18 protein-coding genes are annotated in these 21519 nt (G+C 66.1%); 8 read left to right on the top strand and 10 right to left on the bottom strand.

Annotation, left to right across the window (positions count from 1 at the left end):
* Positions 1-270: 270 nt before the first annotated feature.
* The 3 genes from AB5K84_RS35060 to AB5K84_RS35050 all read right to left on the bottom strand — a co-directional run bounded on the left by AB5K84_RS35060 (position 271) and on the right by AB5K84_RS35050 (position 4991).
* The gene (locus AB5K84_RS35060) at positions 271-1572 is read right to left on the bottom strand and encodes a lytic murein transglycosylase (protein WP_011085234.1); all 1302 of its coding nucleotides are present in this window, start codon (positions 1570-1572) and stop codon (positions 271-273) included.
* A gap of 123 nt (positions 1573-1695) precedes the next feature.
* Positions 1696-3633: a glycosyltransferase gene (locus tag AB5K84_RS35055; protein WP_171463840.1), complete on the bottom strand. Its 1938-nt coding sequence runs from the start codon at positions 3631-3633 to the stop codon at positions 1696-1698.
* Positions 3633-4991, bottom strand: coding sequence for an HlyD family secretion protein (locus AB5K84_RS35050; RefSeq protein ID WP_038967394.1), 1359 nt, complete (start codon positions 4989-4991; stop codon positions 3633-3635). Before AB5K84_RS35050 ends, AB5K84_RS35055 begins: the two co-directional genes overlap by 1 nt.
* A gap of 275 nt (positions 4992-5266) precedes the next feature.
* Here AB5K84_RS35050 and htpX point away from each other — a divergent pair, with 275 nt between their 5' ends.
* Both htpX and AB5K84_RS35040 read left to right on the top strand, forming a co-directional pair.
* The gene (htpX, locus tag AB5K84_RS35045) at positions 5267-6238 is read left to right on the top strand and encodes a zinc metalloprotease HtpX (RefSeq protein WP_011085237.1); all 972 of its coding nucleotides are present in this window, start codon (positions 5267-5269) and stop codon (positions 6236-6238) included.
* Positions 6239-6375: 137 nt separating this feature from the next.
* Positions 6376-7017, top strand: a complete 642-nt coding sequence (locus tag AB5K84_RS35040; protein ID WP_028175046.1) for a tetratricopeptide repeat protein — start codon at positions 6376-6378, stop codon at positions 7015-7017.
* A 169-nt stretch (positions 7018-7186) separates the two neighbouring features.
* Here the strand turns inward: AB5K84_RS35040 and AB5K84_RS35035 are convergent, their stop codons facing one another.
* On the bottom strand, positions 7187-7543 hold the full coding sequence (locus AB5K84_RS35035) for a hypothetical protein (RefSeq protein WP_038967397.1): 357 nt from the start codon (positions 7541-7543) through the stop codon (positions 7187-7189).
* A gap of 172 nt (positions 7544-7715) precedes the next feature.
* The gene (locus AB5K84_RS35030; RefSeq protein WP_028175044.1) at positions 7716-8522 is read right to left on the bottom strand and encodes a hypothetical protein; all 807 of its coding nucleotides are present in this window, start codon (positions 8520-8522) and stop codon (positions 7716-7718) included.
* A 228-nt stretch (positions 8523-8750) separates the two neighbouring features.
* Between AB5K84_RS35030 and AB5K84_RS35025 the strand changes: the two genes are divergently transcribed.
* A complete protein-coding gene (locus AB5K84_RS35025) occupies positions 8751-9044 on the top strand; it encodes an antibiotic biosynthesis monooxygenase (RefSeq protein WP_027543691.1) in 294 nt (97 codons plus the stop codon).
* A 187-nt stretch (positions 9045-9231) separates the two neighbouring features.
* Here the strand turns inward: AB5K84_RS35025 and AB5K84_RS35020 are convergent, their stop codons facing one another.
* Positions 9232-10677 (bottom strand): helix-turn-helix domain-containing protein, encoded by a 1446-nt coding sequence (locus AB5K84_RS35020; RefSeq protein ID WP_011085241.1) that lies wholly within the window; start codon positions 10675-10677, stop codon positions 9232-9234.
* Positions 10678-10906: 229 nt separating this feature from the next.
* On the opposite strand from AB5K84_RS35020, the gene AB5K84_RS35015 reads away from it, so the two are divergent.
* The 3 genes from AB5K84_RS35015 (at position 10907) to AB5K84_RS35005 (ending at position 13564) form a co-directional block, all read left to right on the top strand.
* The gene (locus AB5K84_RS35015; protein ID WP_038967398.1) at positions 10907-12541 is read left to right on the top strand and encodes an isocitrate lyase; all 1635 of its coding nucleotides are present in this window, start codon (positions 10907-10909) and stop codon (positions 12539-12541) included.
* Between the two features lie 70 nt (positions 12542-12611).
* Positions 12612-12821 (top strand): DUF4170 domain-containing protein, encoded by a 210-nt coding sequence (locus tag AB5K84_RS35010; protein WP_018323282.1) that lies wholly within the window; start codon positions 12612-12614, stop codon positions 12819-12821.
* A 188-nt stretch (positions 12822-13009) separates the two neighbouring features.
* On the top strand, positions 13010-13564 hold the full coding sequence (locus AB5K84_RS35005) for a hypothetical protein (RefSeq protein ID WP_038967399.1): 555 nt from the start codon (positions 13010-13012) through the stop codon (positions 13562-13564).
* Positions 13565-13689: 125 nt separating this feature from the next.
* On the opposite strand, the gene AB5K84_RS35000 is transcribed toward AB5K84_RS35005, so the two are convergent.
* Entirely contained in the window at positions 13690-14571 is an 882-nt protein-coding gene (locus AB5K84_RS35000) for a metallophosphoesterase family protein (protein ID WP_011085244.1), read from the bottom strand.
* Between the two features lie 92 nt (positions 14572-14663).
* Here AB5K84_RS35000 and AB5K84_RS34995 point away from each other — a divergent pair, with 92 nt between their 5' ends.
* Together AB5K84_RS34995 and AB5K84_RS34990 are read left to right on the top strand one after the other, a co-directional pair.
* Complete coding sequence (locus AB5K84_RS34995) at positions 14664-15155, top strand: NUDIX domain-containing protein (RefSeq protein WP_441232722.1); 492 nt, start codon at positions 14664-14666, stop codon at positions 15153-15155.
* A 260-nt stretch (positions 15156-15415) separates the two neighbouring features.
* A complete protein-coding gene (locus AB5K84_RS34990; protein ID WP_011085246.1) occupies positions 15416-15931 on the top strand; it encodes a GNAT family N-acetyltransferase in 516 nt (171 codons plus the stop codon).
* A 74-nt stretch (positions 15932-16005) separates the two neighbouring features.
* Here the strand turns inward: AB5K84_RS34990 and AB5K84_RS34985 are convergent, their stop codons facing one another.
* The 3 genes from AB5K84_RS34985 to AB5K84_RS34975 all read right to left on the bottom strand — a co-directional run bounded on the left by AB5K84_RS34985 (position 16006) and on the right by AB5K84_RS34975 (position 21416).
* Positions 16006-18402, bottom strand: a complete 2397-nt coding sequence (locus tag AB5K84_RS34985) for a TonB-dependent receptor (RefSeq protein WP_011085247.1) — start codon at positions 18400-18402, stop codon at positions 16006-16008.
* A 155-nt stretch (positions 18403-18557) separates the two neighbouring features.
* Positions 18558-18962 carry a DUF2946 domain-containing protein gene (locus AB5K84_RS34980; protein WP_038967401.1) on the bottom strand — a complete coding sequence of 135 codons (405 nt, stop codon included), beginning with the start codon at positions 18960-18962 and terminating at the stop codon, positions 18558-18560.
* Between the two features lie 390 nt (positions 18963-19352).
* A complete protein-coding gene (locus AB5K84_RS34975; protein WP_011085249.1) occupies positions 19353-21416 on the bottom strand; it encodes a membrane protein in 2064 nt (687 codons plus the stop codon).
* Positions 21417-21519: the final 103 nt, after the last annotated feature.

Below are 21519 nucleotides of genomic sequence, written 5' to 3'. Positions count from 1 at the left end.
ATCCACTCACATGGGAACGTCATGGAAAAATACAATCGCAGGAGCCGCTTTTGCGATGCGAAAATTCTAGTGCCCGCGGCCCATCCTTCGAGACGCCCGCCTATGGCGGGCCCTCAGGATGAGGTCACGTTCTGCGGCGAAAGATTAGACCCTCATGGTGAGGAGCCCGCCAAAGCGGGCGTCTCGAACCATGCAGGCCGAGCTCTTCCGGCAAACTCTCGCTGCCATATGCGATGACTTTGCTCTCAAGGGCATGAGGGCGCGCAGGGCCTACCGCACCACCCCCGCTGGCTGCGCCTGCGCCGTGCCGCCGCGCATGCGCGCGAGCAGCTCCGCGGTCGGCCAGGAATCGGCCGGCAGGCCGTATTTGGTCTGCATCGCCTTCACGGCGGCGCGGCTCTGCTGGCCGAGCACGCCGTCGACCTTGCCGACATTGAAGCCGGCCTGGACCAGTAGCTGCTGCAATTGCTTGAGCTCATTGAATGGCAGCTGCGCGACCGGCGCCGCCGGCTTGCGCATCGGCGCGGCGCCCGCGATGCGGGTGGCGAGATAGCCCGCGGTGGTCGAGTAGATCAGCGAGTTATTCCACTCGGTGTAGGCGGCGAAATTCGCATACGCCATGAAAGCCGGCCCGAAGCGTCCCATCGGCAGCAGCACGGACGCCGCGAGATTGTCGTTCGGCAGCGGCCGGCCGTCGGGATAGGTCACGCCTAACTGCGCCCATTTCGAGCGCGGCTGCTGCACGGTGAGATCGGTCTGCTCCCACGGCAGGTTCTGCGGCACCTTGATCTCCTCCAGCCATGGCTCGCCGCGCCGCCACTTCAAGCCGTTGGCGATGTAGTTCGCGGTCGAGCCGATCACGTCGGGCTCGCTGCGCAGGAGATCGCGCCGTCCGTCGCCGTCATAGTCGACGGCGTAGTTGACGTAATGCACGGGCAGGAACTGCGTCTGTCCGAGCTCGCCGGCCCAGGAGCCGATCATCTCGTCGGCTGTGAGATCGCCGCGGTCGATGATCTTCAGTGCGGCGATGGTCTCGTTCACGAACATCTCCGAGCGGCGGCAGTCATAGGCGAGCGACACCAGCGATTTCAGCGTCGGCAGGTTGCCCATGTTGGCGCCGAAGTCGCTCTCCAGGCCCCAGAACGCAGCGATCACCGCCGGCGGCACGCCATATTCCTTTTCGGCGCGCGCGAAGGCAGCCGCGTGGGCCTTGATGTGCTGCTGGCCGTTCTGCATGCGATAGGGCGCGGCCATGCGGCCGGCGAACTCGGTGAAGAGCTGGCCGAACACGCGCTGGCCGCGGTCGCGGTTGACGATGCCCTGGTCGTAGACGAGGTAGGGCGAAGCCTCCGAGATCGTCCGCTGCGATACGCCGGCGGCCACCGCCTGCTGTTTCACGTCGGCCAGGAAGCGATCGAAGCTCGCCCCATTGTGGCACGAGGCTGCGCGCGGCGAGGGCGCGGTGGCCTTGGGCGCCGCAGGCCTTGCGGGCGGCGGCGCGAACTGGGCCGAGGCAGTGGCGGAGCATGCGAGGAGCGCGACGGCCGCGATCAGAAATCGGGTCTGGAGCATAGGGGTTCCGGCGGGGAGGGAAGGCGTGGATTCGCTTGAAGTCTAGGTGAAGTGACGGCCTCAGGCCATCCTTTCCATGCCATGCCAATAAGCGGAATGCGAGGGAGCGGATGCCGCGCCAGCCTAGCCGAACAGACGCATCAGCAGCGCTTTTCCGACCGGAAGCGCCCTGACGCCACGATAGGCGCGGACATACTCGCCGGCATAGAACGCCCGGATCGCATGCACGCGCGTATCCATGCCTTCCTCGAACCGCACCGCGAATCCGTCCGTGGTTCGTCGCACAACGATGGCCGCGATCGAGCGGCCATAGATGCGGCAGTCGATCGTGCTGCCGGGTGCCGGCGGATCGGGATCGATCAGCCGGGCGCCGGTAATGGAGATATCGGCGAGCCGCGCCAGATGCCACTTGCCGTCCTGACGCAACAGGATCGGCTCATTGCGATCGAAGCGCTCCGCCTTGCGCTTGCGTGGCTGCTCGATGCAGACGAAGCAGACCACGGTGAGGATGAGCGCGTTGTAGAGGCTCCAGGCCAGGGCCAGTCCGCCATAGGCGATGTTCTCGCCGCGCAGGTGCAGGATGAAGGCATAGGCAATGGCCGCCAGCGTGATGAGGAGCGCGCAGCCATAGATCCGCAGCAGCGGCCATTCGACAAATCTCCTGTCACGGTCGCCGCCCTTCGCCGTGACCTTGAACTTGTGTCCCTTCGGCTTCAACAGGCCGGCTGCCACCGCCTTGAGCACCGCGGGCGCGGCGATGAGTTGCGAGACGTCCGTCATCATGGCGAGCGAACGGCCGTGTGACAGCCAGGCCATGCTGAGCCCGTGCCAGACGTAGAACGGCAGGAAGAAGCGCAATAGCTCGGTGAGGTCCGCCTGCACCGCCTTGATGCCAAACAGCAGGAACAGCCAGGGCACCATCAGTCCCGCGACCTTCGACGTGTAGACCGCCGACCAGCTCATGAAGGCATCGACCAGCGAGAGCCGGTCGATAAAGGACAGCTTCGAGTCCTGCGAGAACGGTCCGCTGCGGCCGCGCACGATTTGCATCAGGCCGAGGCACCAGCGCGCACGCTGGGTGATGTATTCCTTCAGCCCCTCCGGCGCGAGCCCGATCGTCAACCGTTCGTTGAGATAGATGGTGTTGAAGCCGCGCTCCTTCAGGCGAAGGGTGACGAGGTAGTCTTCCGTGACGGAGTCGGTTGGAAAGCCGCCGATCTGCACCAGCCCGGCGTAGCGAATGAGCGATGAGGTGCCGCAGCAGAAGGCGACGCCCCAGGCGTCCTTCGCCGGCATCAGGATGTCGAAGAAGAAGCGCTGCTCGTCGGGCCATACATCGGTTGCAGCGAGGTTGGTCTGGATCGGGTCGGGATTGATGAAGTGCTGCGGCGTCTGCACCACGCCGACCGAAGCGTCGTCCATGAGGGAGATAGTGCGCGCGAGGAAGTCGGGCCGCGGCACGAAGTCCGCGTCGAGAATGGCCACGAAATCCGGTCGTTCCGGCAGGGCGCCGACGTGCTTGAGTGCATGGTTGATGTTGCCTGCCTTGGCGTGGTGGTTGTCGGGCCGCGCGAGATAATGGCAGCCGAGTTCGCTCGCGAGGCGCCGCAGCCAGGGGCGCCTTCCGTCGTCGAGCACCCAGACGCGATAATTGCCGTACTCCATACCGGTCGCGCCGATGATCGTGCGCTCGAGGATGGATCGTTCCTCGTTGTAAGTGCAGATCAAGACGTCGATCAGCGGCGCGTGTGGATCGATGGCTCGGCCGTCGATCCTGGCCGCACCTGTGCGGTCGATGGTCCGGCTCAGAAACAGCAGGGACAATGCGACCGCGACGAGCGAGGCCGCCTCCAGCAGCATGAAGGGATAACCGATCACGGCGTCCGCCGTCAGATGCGGTGGTGGGAGTGTCGCGGTGACACGCCAATAGAGATAGCGGAGCAGGAAGACCAGCGACACGACGGCCAGGAACGAGCGCGCCATCGTGCTGTCGCGCCGGAGCAGCGGCACGACCGCCATGAAGGCGCCGAGCGTGATCAGGCCTGGCGTCAACGCCGTCATCACGGTGCGGTCTCGCGCCGGGCAAACACAACGCGGCCGGTGCGCCCCACGGTGCAGGCGTGGGCAGCGGCATCGCCAGGCGCCACGGTCACGCGATAGGGCTCCTTGCTGAGCGCATCCGGATTGATGGCGAGATTGGCGGGCGCGCCGGCGGCGCCGGTCAGATTGACCACGGTGCCGGAGATCGGCTCGCCGCCGTCATTCGGCTCGAAGCTGGCGCGGTCGCCGAGCTGCAGGCGATTGTAGACGTTCTCGGTGACATTGGCCGTGATGACGGCGCCGCTGCAATCGAGGATCTTGAGCAGGGGTTGGCCGGCCTGCACGTCCTCGCCCGGCGAGGTCATCATCTCCCAGACGCGGCCCGCAACGGGTGTCGTGATGTTGGCTTCGGACAGATCGGCGAAGCGGGCCTCCTCGATGATGATCTCGTTGGCGAGCCAGGCGATCTCGGTGTCGGTGCGCGCGAGATCAGCCTCGAGATCGCCGGCGCGCTGACGCATCTCCTCCTCGCGCTGCACCGAGCTCGGGCGGTCGTTATAACTGTCGCCGAGGAACGAGCCGTTCTGTGCCGCCGTGAGCTCGACCTTCGCGGCATCCAGCCGCTTGCGCGCACCGAGCTCGGTTTGCTGTGCCACGGAAAGCTCGCGCGTCAGCCGCGCCAGCTCGACCGTCGAGACATTGCCGGACTTCGCGAGCGAGGATGCGCGCTCGACGGCGGCGCTGGCTTCGTCCCGCCGCGCTGCCGCCGCCTCGATCGAGGTCTGGATCTCGGCGATGCGGGCCTCGAGCTGAAGCACGCGTCCCTCGCGGAATTGCGTGGCCTGCCGCGCCAAATCCTTTTGGGCTGCCTGGGCCGCGGCAAGCTTGGCGGCAACGCTCGGCCGCTCGATCTCCAGGCGCGATTTCTGCCGTCGCAGATCGTCGAGCCGGGTGCGATCCCCGCGCGAGTTCACGACGCGCAGGAGCACGGTTCCGGCGTCAAGTTTGGCCTGATCGGTAATGGGCTGGGCGGCGACCACGCGGCCGCCGATCGGCGTGCGCAGGGTGACGAGACGAGAATTCAGCACCGCCTCGACGCTCGAATACTCCCAGATCGCACGCAGCGGCAGCCAGCCGAACACGGCGATGATGGCAAGTCCAATGGCGATCTTGGCGCCGCGTCGCAGATGCGGCCAGCGCGGCCCTGGTTCTGGCGCCGTCTGCGCCTCGCATGCGTGGCCGGTTTCGTCATCGGCGAACAGCTGCTCGTGCAGCGCCTCCTGTAATCCCTTCGCGTCGGTCTTGGTCTCGCTCTTGGTCTCGTGAGGGGAAGGAGTGGATGCGGGGTCGATGGAAGCGGCGCGTAAGCGGTCTACCATGACGGTCACCTGGTTGACGGGGAGCCCACGGAACCGGTCAATGCGCAACAACCGTGCGGTGTGCCCCGCTACCGCAGATTTAGCCGAGGCTGGGCTTTCCAGGTTGCTAAGCGTTCGCGCGTGTTTTTGTGCAAGCTTTAGCGACTGGGGAAAGGCTGGCCGCGCGGCTTTGGATCTGCGGCTCCGCGCCGCATGAACCCTTGCGATGCCCGGCGGCATTCATACTTCGAAGATGCCGGCTGGAGGCTCGCCCGCGGCCGGTTCGGGAGACGGCCATGAACTATCTTCGTACCGCAATGCTTCTCGCAGGCCTCACCGCCCTGTTCATGGGCGTGGGCTATCTGATCGGCGGTGCCTCCGGCGCCATGATCGCGCTCGTCATTGCCGCGGCGACCAATCTCTTCACCTACTGGAACTCCGACCGCATGGTGCTCTCGATGTACGGCGCCCATGAGGTCGACCGTTCGACCGCGCCGGAACTGGTGGGTCTCGTCGCCGAGCTTGCGGGCCGCGCGGGCTTGCCGATGCCGCGTGTATTCCTGATGGACGAGGCGCAGCCCAACGCGTTCGCGACCGGCCGCAATCCCGAGAACGCCGCCGTTGCCGTCACCACCGGCCTGATGCACCAGCTCAGCCGCGAGGAGCTCGCCGGCGTGATCGCGCATGAGCTTGCGCATATCAAGCATCACGACACGCTGCTGATGACGATCACCGCGACCATCGCGGGCGCGATCTCGATGCTGGCGCAGTTCGGCATGTTCTTCGGCGGCCACCGCGACAACAACAACGGCCCGGGCATCGTCGGCTCGATCCTGATGATGATCCTCGCTCCGCTCGGCGCCATGCTGGTGCAGATGGCGATCAGCCGCACCCGCGAATATGCCGCGGACAATCTCGGTGCGCGCATCGTCGGCCAGCCGATGTGGCTGGCCTCGGCGCTGGTGAAGATCGAGGGCGCCGCACATCAGGTCCCGAACTTCGAGGCCGAACGAAATCCCGCGACCGCGCACATGTTCATCATCAATCCGCTGTCGGGCCACGGCGTGGACAATCTCTTCGCCACCCATCCCTCGACGCAGAACCGTATCGCGGCGCTCCAGCAGCTCGCGGCCGAGCTCGGCGCGCAGGCGGCGCCGTCGGTCGGCGCCAACGAGAACTATCCGCCGGCGAGCCCGTGGGGCCGCTCATCTTCGCGCGGTCCTTGGCGTGGTCCTTCGCAAGGTCCTTCTCGTGGGCCTTGGGGCTAATCCGGAACCGGCAAGGATTTGCGCGTGGCTTTGTGACCTGGCGCACACAGGATCGTCCCGGCCGGTGTTAACACCTCGCCGTGACACTTCCTTCGAAAGGGGATGCGTGGCCGGCCCGTCGCCGGTCACCGTCGAAGATGACCAGAGCTGCCGTACCATTGCTGATCGTCCTGGGCGTGCTGATCGGCCTGTCCACGCATATGGTCGTCAATTGCGGGGACGAGGACGAGCCCGACATCTGCGCGGCCGTGATCGGTTTCTCGCCGCTCCGCGGTTCTCTGATCGCCTTTGCCTATGAAGGGCGCGGGCGGATCGCGCTGCGCCACGGCGACTGGCGGCGGGCGATCGCGGATTTCGACGAGGCCATTCACCTCAATCCCAATCGCGCCTCGCTCTATCGCGACCGCGCGGAGGCGCGCCGGCAGAACGGCGACCTCGAGCTCGCCATTGCGGATTACGACGAGGCGATCGCGCATGATCCCAAGCTCGCCGCGCCCTATCACCAGCGCGGTCTTGCGCTCGCCGCCACCGGCGATCTCGATCGCGCCATCCTGAGCTACAACACGGCGGTCCGTCTCGCCCCCTCCGATGCGCAGGCCCGGCTCGACCGTGGCCTGGCGTTCCTCGCCCGCGGCCAGGCCGACGATGCGCGCGCCGATTTCGAAGCCGCTCTCGCGCTGCCCGCCGGCAAGGATGCCCGCACGCGCGAGGCGGCGCGCGCCAAGCTCGCCGAACTCGCCAGCGCCGAGCCGACCCGGGTTTCAGCACCGCGGCGGTGAGGGGAGTTGTCTCCCTCTCCGTTCTTACGGGGAGAGGGGCTCTCTCCACGCATGAGGCTGTCGAGAGACCGGTACCCCCTCACCCGGATCGCACCGGACGATGCTTCGCATCGCCGAGGCGATCCGACCTCTCCCCGCAAGCGGGGAGAGGTGAAGGGCGCGGGCGCGCCTACTTCGCCTTCTTGGCTTTCGCCTTCTTCGCCTTGGCCGCCTTCTTCGCCGGCTTCTCTTCCTTCGCCTTCTTCTCCACCTTCGCCGCGATCGGCGTGCTGGCCGCGATTCGCATCGATCGTGCGTAGCTGTCGGCGACGTTGTCGGCGGACATCTGGAGGCGCTTGGCGGCGGCGGTGGCCTGCTCCATGGTGGTCTTGGCCATCATCTTGAAGCGGTCGCCGGTCTCCTTGCCCTTGGCCTTGGCCGCAAGGCCGTTGAAGCGATCCCGCCGCTCCTTGGCGCGGGTCATCAGGCCCGTATGCAGCTGTCTGGCCAGTTGCCGGATCACGACATCCAGGTCGGCGTCCGCCATGTTCTTCTATCCCCTTGAAAACAGTATCGATGCGGGCGGGACTATGCAGATCGGGCCCCGCCTTGGCAATTCCCGGCCGGGCGTCATCCGCAGCTTCCGGGACCCAAAACAAAAAAAGCCGCGCATTTTGCGCGGCTTTTTGCCTGGTTGGTGCAGATGGGCTAGGTCCGCCTCACTTCAGCGAGGCCACCGGGCCGCTTGACGCAGTCGGGTCGGGGTCGAAGCCGAACACGCCGACCAGGTATTTGTAATAGTCCGGCATCTTCTCCTTGAGCGTCTCGCGCGACTTGGGGTCGTGGAATTCGCTCTTTCCGGCCAGGAAGATGCTGGCGGTCACGGCAAAGAACTCCATGGGATTCTTCAGCGCATAGGATTCCTTGGGCAGGAGGTCCTTGGACTTGGCCAGGGCATAATAGCCGATCACGCCCTTGTTGGCGTAGCCGTCCGGCAACAGGCGCGCGTGATAGGCGTGCAGCAGTTCGTGCAGCAGCACCGCCTCCTTCTCGTACCGCATCATGTCCGGCCGCAGCATGATCACGCCGAGCCCCGAATCGACGGCGAGGTCGATGGCATTCGGATTGGTCCAGCGCTGCTTGTTGGGGTCCCAGACCGTCAGCGTCCGGGGAGCGGTGCGCTGCATGTCCGGCGTGACCCTGCCGTAGCACGCGGTCGCGGCGCCTTCGTCGAGGCAGGCCAGCTCGCTCGCGACGATCGGAACGGTATGGAAGAAACGCAGCACGCGCGGGGAGAGGCCGGCGCCTTCGACGACGTCGATCTGGCGCTTCAGATTGTCGGTGAGCTTGTCGACGTCCTTACGATCGGAGTTCTCCGACAGGTCGAACATGTAGCCGCGGTAGCTCTGGAAGCCCGGCGGCAGCGCCTGCGCTGCCTCGGCGGATGCATCGAGCGATCCGGCATTGGATGGACTGGCGAAAAGCGCGCCGACAATGGTTGCGGTCAGCAGCAACGCAATGCGCATGATGAACCCCCTGATGTCACTTCGCCCGGCAGAATAGGCCACCGTTGTTTGCGAAACGTGAGTGGGGCGAGACTAGGGCAGCGATGTTGAGGCGTGCTTAACCATTGGTTGCAGATCGCGCAGACGGATTAGTGCCGGGTTAACCAAGGAGGGTATCCGGGCCCCGCGCTTCGGCGTAACATCCAGTCCGGGCACAAAGCCCACATTAATAGCCGGGAGGAGGAAGCCATGTATGCCGCCATCCGTCAGGCCAAGGCGAAAAGCGGGAGCGCGGAGGAGCTGGCGCGCCGCATCAAGGACGGCGCCGTTCCGATCATCAGCGACGTCGACGGTTTCCGCGCCTATTACGTCGTCTATGCCGGCGACGACACGGTCACAGCGATCTCGATCTTCGACAAGTTCGAGCAGGCGGAGGAGGCGAACCGGCGCGCGATCGCCTGGATCGAGAAGGATCTCGGCCCGCTGCTCGCCGGCGACGCGCGCGCCGCCGCGGGACCGGTGATCGTGCATACGCTGGCGTAGTTGGACGGATCGCTGCCTCCCAATGTCGTCCTGGCGAAAGCCAGGACCCATTACCCCAGGGAGGAGTTTTGCGACGCGTGGCCGCCACCTGCGCTTGCATGATAATTCGGTGGTTGTGGGTGCTGGCCTTCGCCAGGACGACAGCGAGTTTGTGGCTGCATCTAAAGCCAAGCGCGAGCCTTCGCCCTCACAACTCCCGTGCGTTCGAGAACGCGAAACTCGACACCCGCCGCGTCGTCTCGTCCAGGATCAGCGTACGCGTGATCGGCGGCTCGGCGCGCTGGGCGCAGTTTTCGCGTTCGCAGAGGCGGCAGTTGACGCCGATGGGCGTGCCTTCCGTCTTCTCCAGGTCCATGCCGGCGGCGTAGACGAGGCGCGCGGCGTGGCGGATCTCGCAGCCGAGGCCGATGGCGAAGCGCGGCTGCGGCAGCGGGTGCGGCGCGACCGGGCGGCGCACCATCTGCGCGATCGAGAAATAGCGCGTGCCGTCGGAGAGCTCGATCACCTGTTTCAGCAGGCGATCCGGCGTGTCGAAGGTCGAGTGCACATTCCACAGCGGGCAGGTGCCGCCGAATTTCGAGAAGGGGAAGGTGCCGGACGAGAAACGCTTGGAGACGTTGCCGGCATTGTCGACGCGCAGCAGGAAGAACGGAATGCCGCGCGCGTTCGGCCGCTGCAAGGTGGTGAGGCGGTGGCAGACCTGCTCGAAGCCGGAATTGAAGCGCTGCGCCAGCACGTGGATGTCGTAGTTGAGCGCTTCCGCCGCGGCGAGGAAGGCCGGGTAGGGCATCATCACGGCCGCTGCGAAGTAATTGCCGAGCGTGATGCGGAACAGCCGCCGCGGCGCGTCGTCGAGCGGGCCGGCGCGGTTGATGATGGTCTCCAGCTGCTGCGCGCATTCGCCAAGGCCGAGCTGGAAGGCGAGCTGGAACGCGCGGCCGGGCGGGTCGACCAGTTCCGAAATCAGGAGCTGGCGGCGGTGGCGGTCGAAGCGCCTCAGCGTCTCGCGCATCACATCGACAGGCATGATGCGGGTCTGGATCGAATGCTTTTCGCGCAAGCGCGCGGCAAGGGCCGCGTAGAGCCCTTCGGCCGGCACGTTCAGCTCGTCGCGAAGCGTCTCCGCGGCCTGTTCGAGTTCCGGAAAATAGTTGCGGTTCGCCTCGATCAGCTCGCGCACGCGTTCGACCGGATTGGCCTCATAGCGCGTGCCGACGTCGCGGTCGGCCATTTGCGCGGCTGCCAGCGTCTCGCCCTGACGGGCCTCGGTATAGGCCGCGTAGAGGCGCTGCAGCGCGTGGGTGACGCCGGGACAGAGTTCGGCGAGGTCGCGCAGCTCCTGCTTGGGTACGTCAATCTGGCGGAACAGGGGATCGGAGAAGATCTCGTTGAGCTCGGCAAAGAATCGGTCCTCGTCGGCGGTGGCGAGGTCGCGCAGGTCGAGGTCGTAGGTTTCGGCCAGCCGCAGCAGGATCTGGGCGGTCACCGGGCGCTGGTTGCGCTCGATCAGGTTGACGTAGCTCGGCGAGATCCCGAGCCCCTCGGCGATCTGGGTCTGCGACAGGCCCAATTGCTGCCGGATCCGCCGGAAGCGCGGGCCGACGAACAGTTTCTTCCCGGATTCGGCGGGCATTCTTCAGATCTCCAGGGCCATTAAGGACAGTCTCGCTGACCTATAATTTACAAACTTTACAAAATAACATCTATTACATGTTCTGATGTTACATGACATCACCAATAAAAAACAAGCCATCTATACGAAGTTTCCGTTTTCGCGTTTACGTCGTGACACGCATTTCGCAATGCACTGTCAAGAATGTCGATGGCCAGCCATCGCCATCGTCAGCGAAAGGATCAGGCACATGAACTACCAGCCCCGTGGCATCAGCACTTTCCAGGCGCCGGCCTCGTATCAGAGCGAGATCGATGCAGCGAAGGCGCTCCTCGAGACCCAGCCGACCTGGAACGGGGTGTCGGCCGAGGCCGTCGCGCGCATGCGCCTGCAGAACCGCTTCAGGACCGGCCTCGACGTCGCCCGCTACACCGCGGCGCTGATGCGGGCCGACATGGCGGCCTATGACAACGACCCCACCAAGTACACCCAGTCGCTCGGCTGCTGGCACGGCTTCATCGCCCAGCAGAAGCTGATCTCGGTCAAGAAGCACTTCGGTGGCAGGACCGATCGCACCTACCTGTATCTCTCCGGCTGGATGATCGCGGCGCTGCGCTCCGAGTTCGGACCGCTGCCCGACCAGTCGATGCACGAGAAGACCTCGGTGCCGGCGCTGATCGAAGAGCTCTACACCTTCCTGCGCCAGGCCGACTCGCGCGAGCTCAACGACATCTTCCGCAGCCTCGACAAGGCCCGCAAGGAAGGTGACAAGACGCGCGAGAAGGAGCTGATCGAGAAGATCGACGGCTTCCAGACCCATGTCGTGCCCGTCATCGCCGACATCGATGCCGGCTTCGGCAACGCGGAGGCGACCTACCTGCTCGCCAAGAAGATGATCGAAGCGGGCGCCTGCGCGCTCCAGATCGAGAACCAGGTCTCGGACGAGAAGCAGTGCGGCCACCAGGACGGCAAGGTCACCGTGCCGCACGATGTCTTCCTGGCGAAGATCCGCGCCTGCCGCCACGCCTTCCTCGAGCTCGGCGTCGAAGACGGCGTCGTCGTGACCCGCACCGACTCGCTCGGCGCTGGCCTCACGCAGCAGATCGCCGTCAGCCACAAGCCCGGCGACATCGGCGACCAGTACAACAGCTTCCTCGATTGCGAGGAAATCACCGCGGAGAACGCCCGCAACGGCGACGTCATCATCAACCGCAACGGCAAGATGATGCGTCCGAAGCGGCTGCCCTCCAACCTCTACCAGTTCCGCCCGGGCACCGGTGAGGACCGCTGCGTGCTGGATTGCATCACCTCGCTGCAGAACGGCGCCGACCTGCTCTGGATCGAGACCGAGAAGCCGCATATCGAGCAGATCGCCAAGATGGTCGATCGCATCCGCAAGGTGGTTCCGAACGCCAAGCTGGCCTACAACAACTCGCCGTCGTTCAACTGGACCCTCAACTTCCGTTGGCAGGTCTACGACGCGATGAAGGAAGCCGGCAAGGACGTCAGCAAGTACAACCGCGCCGAGCTGATGAAGGCGGAATATGACGACACGCCGCTGGCGAAGGAAGCCGACGAGCGCATCCGCACCTTCCAGGCGGATTCGGCCAAGCGTGCCGGCATCTTCCACCACCTGATCACGCTGCCGACCTACCACACCGCGGCGCTTTCGACCGACAATCTGGCCCGGGAGTACTTCGGCGAGCAGGGCATGCTCGGCTACGTCAAGAACGTCCAGCGCGCCGAGATCCGTCAGGGCATCGCCTGCGTGAAGCATCAGAACATGGCCGGCTCCGACATCGGCGACGACCACAAGGAGTACTTCGCCGGCGAGGCCGCCCTGAAGGCGGGCGGCGCGCACAACACGATGAACCAGTTCGGCTAACGGCGGAATTGATCAGTCCGGGGTCCCCTCGGAGCCCGGACTGGTCACGCACCTCAACAGGAGACTGACAATGACCAAGGGCAGCAATTTCTGGGTGATCGGCGGCGAGTTCGGCTCGATGAACTTCCACAAGCTCGTGGAAGGCTCGGCCCAGGTGCAGGGGCCGTTCAAGACCCGCAAGGAAGCCGAAGATGCCTGGCGTACGGTCTCGGAAGAGAACCGCCACAAGGCCGGCGTCCGCTTCTCCATCGTTGAAGAGCCGTCGCGCGTCTCGGCCTGACGGCTGCCTGACCAATCAAGAAGACGTCCAAGGACGGAGGGTCCCATCCGGCGCAAGCCGGGTGGGATCGTCTGTTTTTGGCACAGGTAAGACAGCTGTGGGTGCCGTAAGTATCTGGAATTGTGGACCCTTTGCGGAAGGTGTGGTTGCTGATAGGTTAATGGAGGCAAGTGAGGACGAGGCCGACAATGTCAGAGCCCGAGACCAGCGGGACCCATCCCAGCCAGCCGCGCCCGGTGCGGCTGCGCGACGCGCTGCTGCGCGCGCGGATCGAGGCCGCCGACCGGACCGGCGTCGTCGTCGATTTGCGCGATGCCGAGGTGGCGCGGCTCGAGATCCTCAACGACGCGCTCGATCCCCTGTTTGCACAAGTGCCCGAGCAGATCGACCTGTTCGACCGCGGCATCAGCCAGGGCGATACGCCCAGACTCTGGATCGACGTCGTCGCGCACATCATGATGGGGCGCGACAAGCGGATGTATCGCTTCGTCCAGGACACCCGCTTCGGCCGCATCGTGCTCGCCGAATCGCACGACACGTCCGTGATCGTCGAGGCCGTCACCGACTATGTCGCCCGCCGCATGATCGAGCGCGAGCATGCGATGGTGGTCCTGCCCGAGCCGAAGCCGGAGGCCGCGGAGCGGCCGGCGCGCTCGCGCGTCTGGCCGTTCGTGTTCGGCTTCATCCTCGGCGCCGCCGCCTTGTTCGGCTTCGCCGTTCTGGCGGCCTTGCGGAGCTGGTGAATTTCCCACCGCCGTCATTCCGGGGCGCGCATCAGCGCGAACCCGGAATCCATCGGGCCACAGCGTATGCGGCTGAATGGATTCCGGGCTCGCGCCTTTCGGCGCGCCCCGGAATGACAGTGGCCTCAAACCAACCTCGCATGCTTGATCTGCCCAATCTGAAATCCGGACCCGAGCCCGCGCACCGTCTGCTCGCAGCGCCAGCCGGCATTGTCCTTCTCGATCGTGAACAGATTATACGCCGCCGCCGGGTAGCGCCCGTGTGCGAGCGCGGACGCCGACGGCACGCCGATCGCGGGAATGTTGCCGTTGGGGCCCTCGAACCACATCGTCGAATGAATGTGGTCGTGGCCGTGCAGGACCAGCTCGACACCGTGGCGCTTCAAGAGCGCCAGCAGATCGGCCGCGTCCGTCATTCGCTTGTGGCGCGCATCGGACTTTAGCGGATGATGCACCAGCAGCACGCGGAAGACGTCTTCGGTCGCGAGCCGCTCGAGAACTCGTTCGAGCGCTGCGAGCTGAGCGCGCCCGAGCGTGCCCGTCGCCATCAGCGGCAGGGTCGGCACCGCCGTGGACAGGCTGATGAGCGCGAGCGGCCCGCGCCGGCGCAGGGCCGGAAAGCCGGCGCTTCCGTTGTCGCTTGCAAGATAGGGCGCAAAGGTCTCGCCGAAGCGATGATAGGTGGCGCGGACATAGGCGTCGTGGTTGCCGGGAATCGTGGTGACGCGGTCGGGCGGGCCGACGCCGTCGAGCCAGGTGCGCGCCGGCGCGAACTCCGCGTCCAGCGCCAGATTGACGAGATCGCCCGTCACCGCGATGTGGTCGGGCGCCTGCGCCTTGACGTCGGCAACGAGTGCGTCGAGCACCTCGCGGCGCTGGTACTTGTGGCGGTTGCGCGTCCAGTTGACGTAGCCGAATACGCGCTTGCCGGCGAGCTCGATCAGCCGCGGCTTCGGCAAAGGCGGCAGATGCGGGTCGGACAGATGGGCGAGCGTGAAGGAAGCCATGGCGCGCGAGTGCCTCGCTATTGCTCCGCTGTAATGGCAAGGTCGCGAGGACTGCGCAAGCGCAGCCTGAAGAGGGGACCAAAGAGAACCTGATGGGAGATCGTCTGAACCGCATCCGACGGAAGTTCGAGCCGCTGCTGCGGCGAATCTTCCACGCCTATTTCCTGCTCGTTCGCGGCATGACCCTCGGCGTTCGCGCCGTGGTGCTGGATTCCGACAACAGGGTGTTCCTGGTCAGGCACAGCTACATCTCCGGCTGGTATCTGCCCGGCGGCGGCGTCGATCTCGGCGAGACCATGGAGCAGGCGATGCGGCGCGAGCTCAAGGAGGAGGGCGACATCGACCTCACCGCAGACGCCGCGCTGCACGGCATCTTCCTCAACAGTCACGTCTCCCGCCGCGACCACGTCGCGGTCTACGTCGTCAGGCAGTTCAGGCAGGATCGCCTGCCCGAGCCCAACCACGAGATCGTCGAATGCGGGTTCTTCGCGACCAATGCGCTGCCCGAGGGCACCACGCCGGGCACGCGGCAAAGAATCGTGGAAGTGCTGGATGGCACGCCGTTGATTGCGACATGGCGGTGAGATCAACCGCCGCTTTGGCCGTTGGCGGGGCTCGACACCGGTCTCGCCCGTGCAACCGATGGCTATCTCGCGGACAAGCTGCACAGTATCGGTTATCCGGACTGGAGCTTCGCGACCATCCTCAGCCGCAGCCCGGCCGGCAGTTCGGCCCGGTATGAGCCCGATGGACCGCAGCCCTCCGAGATGTTATCCCGCTCCCCTCATTGACGCGTTTTCATGACGCGAACCCGGGTCCACTTCGCTCGAAGACGCATGCCGACATGAACGATCTCTCGCTCACCATCCTTCCCGAAGCTGCCGGCGACGCCCAGGCGATCGAACGGCTGCACGAGCGCACCTTCGGCCCCGGCCGCTTCGTGCTCAGCGCCTACCGCATCCGCGAGCACGTCGACCATCTGCTCGAACTGTCCTTCACCGCTCGCATCGGCACGCTGCTGGTCGGCTCGGTCAGGCAATTGCCTGTGCTGGTCGGCGAGACGCCGGCGCTGCTGCTCGGGCCGCTCACCGTCGAGCCGCCGTTCCGCGACCGCGGCATCGGCCGTCTGTTGATGGAGCGCGCGCTGAAGGACGCCAAGGAGCGAGGTCACCGCCTGGTGCTGCTGGTCGGCGACGAGCCCTATTACAGCCGCGTCGGCTTCAAGCCGGTCCCCAAGGGGCGCGTCACCATGCCGGGCCCGGTCGACGCCGCCCGCATCCTGGTGTTCGAGCTCGTCGACGGCGCCTTCGAGGGCGTGTCGGGAGCGGTCGTGCCCGACTGGAGCAAGGCGCGGGGGTAGCGGCGTGTGATGCCGCGACAGCCTGCTCGCTCGACGTGGGTGTACCGGGGCCCGCAGGCCCCGGCTGGAGGCGATCAGAACTTGAAGTTCGCGAACGCCCGCACGCCGATGCCGGGCATCAGCACCTCGTCCTTGGTGTAGGACACCGAGTTGCGGATGCTCTCGTTGAGGAGATTGTTGCCGACGACGCCGGCAATCATCTCGCGCGCACCGAACCAGTTGCGGTCGAGCTTGGTCTTGTAGCTCACCTCGGCCTTCAGGAGGTTGTAGCCTGCCGTCGGCGTCTCCGCGATCACGGCGACGTTGTTCTGCGCGAAGGCGTGCAACAGGTTGACGCGCATCAGCCAGTTGTCGTCGCGCCAGAACACGCCGCCGCCCATTCTGAGCGGCGGAATCCGCGGCACGTTGGTGCCGTCGGTGAAGGTGGCGCGAACCACGTCGAGCTGGTTCTCGATGCCCCAGATGCCGCCCTGGAACGCGCCGACGTCGAGCTGCGACTGGAATTCGCCGCCACGGAAGTTCGCGTTCCGCTGCGAGTAGACCGCCTGGTTCAGCTCGGCCCCGGGCGTGCCGCACGAGGCGAAGTCGTCGCCGCACATCACGCCGGTGAGGCGGCGGAAGATGAAATTGTCGAAATGCGTGTAGTAGACGGTCGCCTCGAACCGGAACGGCCCCGTCGCCTTGCGCACGCCGAGCTCGACGGACTTTGCGGTCTCGATCGTCAGGTTCGGATTGCCGATGTCGAACGTCGCGGTCGCATCATGCGCGCCGCGCGAGAACAGTTCCGCCGCCTTCGGCGCGCGCTCGACATATTGCGCGGTGATGCTGCCGACCATGCCGCCCGGCAGGTCCTGCAACAGGCCGATGCTGCCGCTCTTCGGCGTGTAGGACGGATTGCGCGCGATCGCCACCTGCGGCGTGCCGTCGGGCAGGAAGTCGGCCGGGAAATTCGGCGTCGTGCCGTGCAGCTCGACATGCTCGATGCGGCCGGCGATCTGCGCCCGCGTCGCGTCGGTGAACTTGAACTCGTTGAAGGCGTAACCAGCAACGCGCGTGTTGTTGTTGGGGTCCCACAGGCCGTTGAACAGCGTGCCGGGATTGTCCGGGCTCGGCGCGGTCAGTTCCTGGTGGCCGACCTGGAAGCCCAGCGCCGTCGTCACCTCGGCGAAGCGCGCGTTGAACGGCATCAGCTGCACCTCGGTGCGGATCTCCTGCTCCTTGTTGGTAAAGGTCTGCCGCACGCCGTCGCTGTTGGGGTCGGCGGGATCGGCAAGCCCGATCTCGTTGTGCCGGTAGTCGGTCGCGCCGGCCCAGAACCGGATCGTGTCGATCGCGGCCGCATCGGGACGGTACTCGCCCTTGACGTTGATCTTGGTCTGGTGACCGTCGATGCGCGTGTTGTGGTCGGCGCCGTCGATGCCGGGGATGTGGTAGAGCGAGTCGTTCTGCGTGATCGCAGCCCCGATATAGCCGCCCTGGAAGAAGTAGGAGCCGCCGATCGAGGCGCCGTCCGAGCGCGTCGCCGAGTTCGGCTGGCGGCCGTTGGCGACGGATCGCGTCTGGTCGTTCAGATAGGGATAGCTCGGGATGCCGTAGTCCGTGGTGGTGCGGCCATAGACGTCGGCATGGAAGGCAAAATTGCCGCCGCCGGTGTCGAGCAGCACGCCGCTTTCGACGCCGCGATCGACCGAGCTGAATGCGGAGCGCGTCTCGGCCGTGACGCAAGGCGAGGTCTCGGCGGTTGCCAGCGGCGCCTTGGTCGGGAGGCCGTAGGTCTGGAACGACGGAGCGCAACTCGGCAGCGCATCCGGAATCCGGTTGTTGGTCGCGCTGACGACGCCGCCGATCGAGGTCGAGCCGTAGCGGAGCGCAGCCGGCCCGCGCACCACCTCGACCTGGTTGGTCGCGAGCGGATCGATCGGGACGAAGTGATCCTCGCCGAGGTCGGAGGCGCCACCCGAATTGGTGCCGTTCTCGACGATGCCGACGCGGTTGACGTCGAGCCCGCGGATGATCGGCCGGCTGGAGGCGCCGGGCGCGAAGCTCGAGCCGGTGATGCCCGGCTTGGAGAACAAGAGATCGCCGAGCTGACCGCCGCCCTCGCGGCGGATCTCCTCGTTCGGCACCACCGTGACGGTGGCGAACTGGTTGGTCACGATGGGCAGCACGCCTTGCTGAGGCGCGGCGGCAGACGCCGCGGCTGGCGGCGTAGCTTCGGCCGCGTGTTGCTGGCTCCGCGACCGTCCGGTGCGCGCGACATGGACCGGGCTGCGGGTCGGTACCACCCTGCGCACGATCGGGCTCGGCGCCGTCACGGTGATGGCGGGGAGCTCGGCCGACGACTTGTCCTGCGCAGGCTGTTGTACCGGCTGTTGTACCGGTTCTTGGGCGAGCGCGGATGTGGCGGCGGCGCCGAGCAGGAGCAGGCTTGCTCCTGCGAGACGCTGCACGCGTCGCAATTCAAATGACATGGTCCTGATTCCAGTCAGGCGCCGTCCGCATGCTTGTCTGATGATCGGAGGCGGCCTGCCGTCGCGGCGCGACGGAATTCGACTTCAACGGCTCCCGGGCGATCGTCCGCGCGTGTGGCGCGGCGAGCCCGGGCGTGATCAAGCGATGTCGAGAGTCAGGACGCGGGTGGGGCGCGGGGCTGGAACGCCGTGCCGGCCGATTTCAGATGGATGAACTCGGCGTCGATGGTGCGGTGGAGCAGCTCGATCGCCTGCGGCAGCTCCAGGAGAGGCGGCGTCGCGGACACCACAGTGCCCGCCATCGCGACCACGGCGCAGATGGCGCAATTGTCGTCGCCCGGCTGCTCCCGGTCGGATCCTGAAGGCGATTGCTTCTGGACCGCGGCGCGGTCGGTCGAAGCGATCGCCTTGGCGGTGTCGGTCTGCTGGAGCGAGGCTTGGGAGAGGGAGGCGGCCTGGACGAACCAGTGGCTGTGGCCGAATGCCAGCGCGAATTGCACCAGCATCGCGAACAACGCGAGCCGGGCGCCGTGCCTGATATTCGACCGGAACCACTTCATCTGGAAACGCCACCCCACATCGCGAGGATCACCCTCTGATACCGCGATGTTATAATGTAACATCGCAGGAACGAGGAACGGATGTCAACGGCAGGTCGGCCCCGCGCCTGCAGGCAGCCGACCCGATGTGTCGTTCGGGCAACTAACGCCTGGTGGAAAAGCCTGGCCTAGCGCCCCGATGGAGGTGCGTTCCCTCCCCCCTTGTGGGGGAGGGCTAGGGAGGGGGGTAGCCCTGGAAAAGGTGCCGATTATTAACGCATCGCGTGTGAGTGCGCGACGGAAAGAGTCCCCGTGTGGCACCCCCCTCCCTGCCCCTCCCCCACAAGGGGGGAGGGAACGGAGAGAGCGTCGCTGTTGGCCGAATTCGATTCGACTTCAAGCTATCGGGCTTCACCGCCCTTCGCGGACCCAGGTCGCGGCGAAGGCGCCGAGCAGCAGCAGCAGGCCGATCAGGCCGGCGAAGATCGGCAGCACGCCGACGCCCTTAACGACGCTGGCGTCGCGCATCCGCACGCCCATCCAGCCGTCGCCATGGAAGACGCTCACCGAGCGCACCGGCACGATGCGCGGCAGCTCGACGCTGGCGCCATCAACCACGCGCACGGCATTGCCGCCGGTCGCCTGCGTCAGCGGCTTCAGGGTCTCGGTGGTGGAGGTGACTTCCGAAAACTCCTTCGGATTGGTCGGGCCGACATTGATCAGCGCCTTCAGCGTGCCGTCGGTCGCCTGCCACAGGCCGAGCTCGTTGGCCGGCAGGCTGGCGCGCCACTCGCCGGGATCGCCGGCGTTGAGCGTCAGGTCGCGCGACACGCCCGATGGCGAGGTCACGCTCACCGGCTGGACGCTGTCCGACATGGTCTGGCGCACCACCACGAGATCCTTGCCCTGGACCTGGAGGCGCAGCGCTTCTTCATCAAGATCCGGCTGCTTCATCAGCCAGTGCGACATCCGCCGCAAGAGATCGAGATGCGGGCCGCCGCCCTCATAGCCGCGCGCCCACAGCCAGATGTGGTCGGAGAGCAGCAGCGCGACGCGTCCCTCGCCGAAGCGCGACAGGAACAAGAGCGGCTTGCCGTCGACGCCCGTCATGACCGGCGGGTTGACGGAATTGCGGGTGTCGACGGTGCGGAAGAACCGGCTCCAGCGTGGCGGCTCGCTGGCCGAGCCCTCCAGCCCGCGCGTGACCGGATGGCGTTTGCCGATGTCGGACAGGTGCGCATAGAACGGCTTCTCGGTCACGCCGACCGGCTCGGCCGGCAGCACCGAATCCAGCGGCGTGCGCCAGATGCTGGTGTTGGAGGCATAGTCGGGACCGGCCGAGACCAGCACCGCGCCGCCCGCGCGCACATAGCGCGCGATGTTGTCGAAATAGGCGATCGGCAGCACGCCCTGGCGGGCGTAGCGGTCGAAGATGATCAGCTGGAATTCGTTGATCTTCTGCTGGAACAGCTCGCGGGTCGGAAACGCGATCAGCGACAATTCGTTGATCGGCGTGCCGTCCTGCTTCTCCGGCGGGCGGAGAATGGTGAAGTGCACGAGATCGACGCTGGCGTCGGACTTGAGCAGATTGCGCCAGGTGCGCTCGCCGGAATGCGGCTCGCCGGAGACCAGCAGCACGCGCAGCTTGTCGCGCACGCCGTCGATGGCGACGACGGCGCGATTGTTCACCGGCGTCAGCTCCCGCTCGAGCGGCGAGGCCTCGATCTCGACGATGTTCGGGCCGGCATGCTTGATGTCGACGTCCACGCTCGCGGTCTGGCCGCTCGAGAGCGTGCGCTCGTTGATGACCTCGCCGTCGCGGCGAACCGTGACCTTGGCGCGCTCGCCGGAAACGCCCTGGTCGTCGAGCCGGTAGGTGATGGTCTGGTTTTGCCCGACGATGCCGAAGCGCGGCGCCGCCGTGATCGCGATGCGGCGGTCGCGCTCGTCCTTCTGCCCGGTGATCAGTGCGTGCACCGGCGCCTGGAAGCCGAGCGCGGCGGCGTTCGCGGGAATGTCGTGGACGCGGCCGTCGGTGATCAGGAACGCGCCGGCGACGCGGTCGACCGGCACGTCCGACAAGGCCGAGGCGAGGGCGCCGAACAATCTCGTGCCGTCGGTCTCGCCGTCGGCCTGTCCGGCGTCGACGACGCGGACCTCGAGGCCCTTGATCTTCTTCAGTCCGTCGACCAGCGCTTCCTGCGCCTGGGCCGCCTCGCGATTGCGGTTGCCGAAATTCTGGCTCGGGCTCTTGTCTACGACGACCGCGGCGACCGAGGTGAGGGGATCGCGGTCCTCGCGGGTGAAGGAGGGATTGGCGAGCGCCAGCAGGAACAGCACCAGGGCGGCCACGCGCACCGCGGCGCCGCGCGCGCGCGCCAGCACCAGCACGAGCGCGATGACGACGATCGCGGCCAGCGCGAGCCAGAGGACGATCGCGGGAACAAGCGGCGTGAACGCGATGCCGTAATTCATCAGACAGACCTATCAACGTCATTCCGGAGCGATGCGAAGCATCGAATCCGGAATCTCGAGATTCCCCGGTGCGCAGTGCGCACCTGCGGTCTGGTCCTTCGGA

It is taken from the genome of Bradyrhizobium sp. 1200_D9_N1_1, assembly GCF_052075915.1.
Classification (GTDB): domain Bacteria; phylum Pseudomonadota; class Alphaproteobacteria; order Rhizobiales; family Xanthobacteraceae; genus Bradyrhizobium; species Bradyrhizobium diazoefficiens.
Note: the sequence above shows the minus strand (reverse complement) of the source record. Positions and strands in the feature narration are given on the sequence as shown.

Coding starts and splice junctions, on each gene's coding strand:
- AB5K84_RS35060 (WP_011085234.1), bottom strand. CDS start 1,572: ATGCTCCAGACCCGATTTCTGATCGCGGCCGTCGCGCTCCTCGCATGC.
- AB5K84_RS35055 (WP_171463840.1), bottom strand. CDS start 3,633: ATGACGGCGTTGACGCCAGGCCTGATCACGCTCGGCGCCTTCATGGCG.
- AB5K84_RS35050 (WP_038967394.1), bottom strand. CDS start 4,991: ATGGTAGACCGCTTACGCGCCGCTTCCATCGACCCCGCATCCACTCCT.
- htpX (WP_011085237.1), top strand. CDS start 5,267: ATGAACTATCTTCGTACCGCAATGCTTCTCGCAGGCCTCACCGCCCTG.
- AB5K84_RS35040 (WP_028175046.1), top strand. CDS start 6,376: ATGACCAGAGCTGCCGTACCATTGCTGATCGTCCTGGGCGTGCTGATC.
- AB5K84_RS35035 (WP_038967397.1), bottom strand. CDS start 7,543: ATGGCGGACGCCGACCTGGATGTCGTGATCCGGCAACTGGCCAGACAG.
- AB5K84_RS35030 (WP_028175044.1), bottom strand. CDS start 8,522: ATGCGCATTGCGTTGCTGCTGACCGCAACCATTGTCGGCGCGCTTTTC.
- AB5K84_RS35025 (WP_027543691.1), top strand. CDS start 8,751: ATGTATGCCGCCATCCGTCAGGCCAAGGCGAAAAGCGGGAGCGCGGAG.
- AB5K84_RS35020 (WP_011085241.1), bottom strand. CDS start 10,677: ATGCCCGCCGAATCCGGGAAGAAACTGTTCGTCGGCCCGCGCTTCCGG.
- AB5K84_RS35015 (WP_038967398.1), top strand. CDS start 10,907: ATGAACTACCAGCCCCGTGGCATCAGCACTTTCCAGGCGCCGGCCTCG.
- AB5K84_RS35010 (WP_018323282.1), top strand. CDS start 12,612: ATGACCAAGGGCAGCAATTTCTGGGTGATCGGCGGCGAGTTCGGCTCG.
- AB5K84_RS35005 (WP_038967399.1), top strand. CDS start 13,010: ATGTCAGAGCCCGAGACCAGCGGGACCCATCCCAGCCAGCCGCGCCCG.
- AB5K84_RS35000 (WP_011085244.1), bottom strand. CDS start 14,571: ATGGCTTCCTTCACGCTCGCCCATCTGTCCGACCCGCATCTGCCGCCT.
- AB5K84_RS34995 (WP_441232722.1), top strand. CDS start 14,664: ATGGGAGATCGTCTGAACCGCATCCGACGGAAGTTCGAGCCGCTGCTG.
- AB5K84_RS34990 (WP_011085246.1), top strand. CDS start 15,416: ATGAACGATCTCTCGCTCACCATCCTTCCCGAAGCTGCCGGCGACGCC.
- AB5K84_RS34985 (WP_011085247.1), bottom strand. CDS start 18,402: ATGTCATTTGAATTGCGACGCGTGCAGCGTCTCGCAGGAGCAAGCCTG.
- AB5K84_RS34980 (WP_038967401.1), bottom strand. CDS start 18,962: ATGAAGTGGTTCCGGTCGAATATCAGGCACGGCGCCCGGCTCGCGTTG.
- AB5K84_RS34975 (WP_011085249.1), bottom strand. CDS start 21,416: ATGAATTACGGCATCGCGTTCACGCCGCTTGTTCCCGCGATCGTCCTC.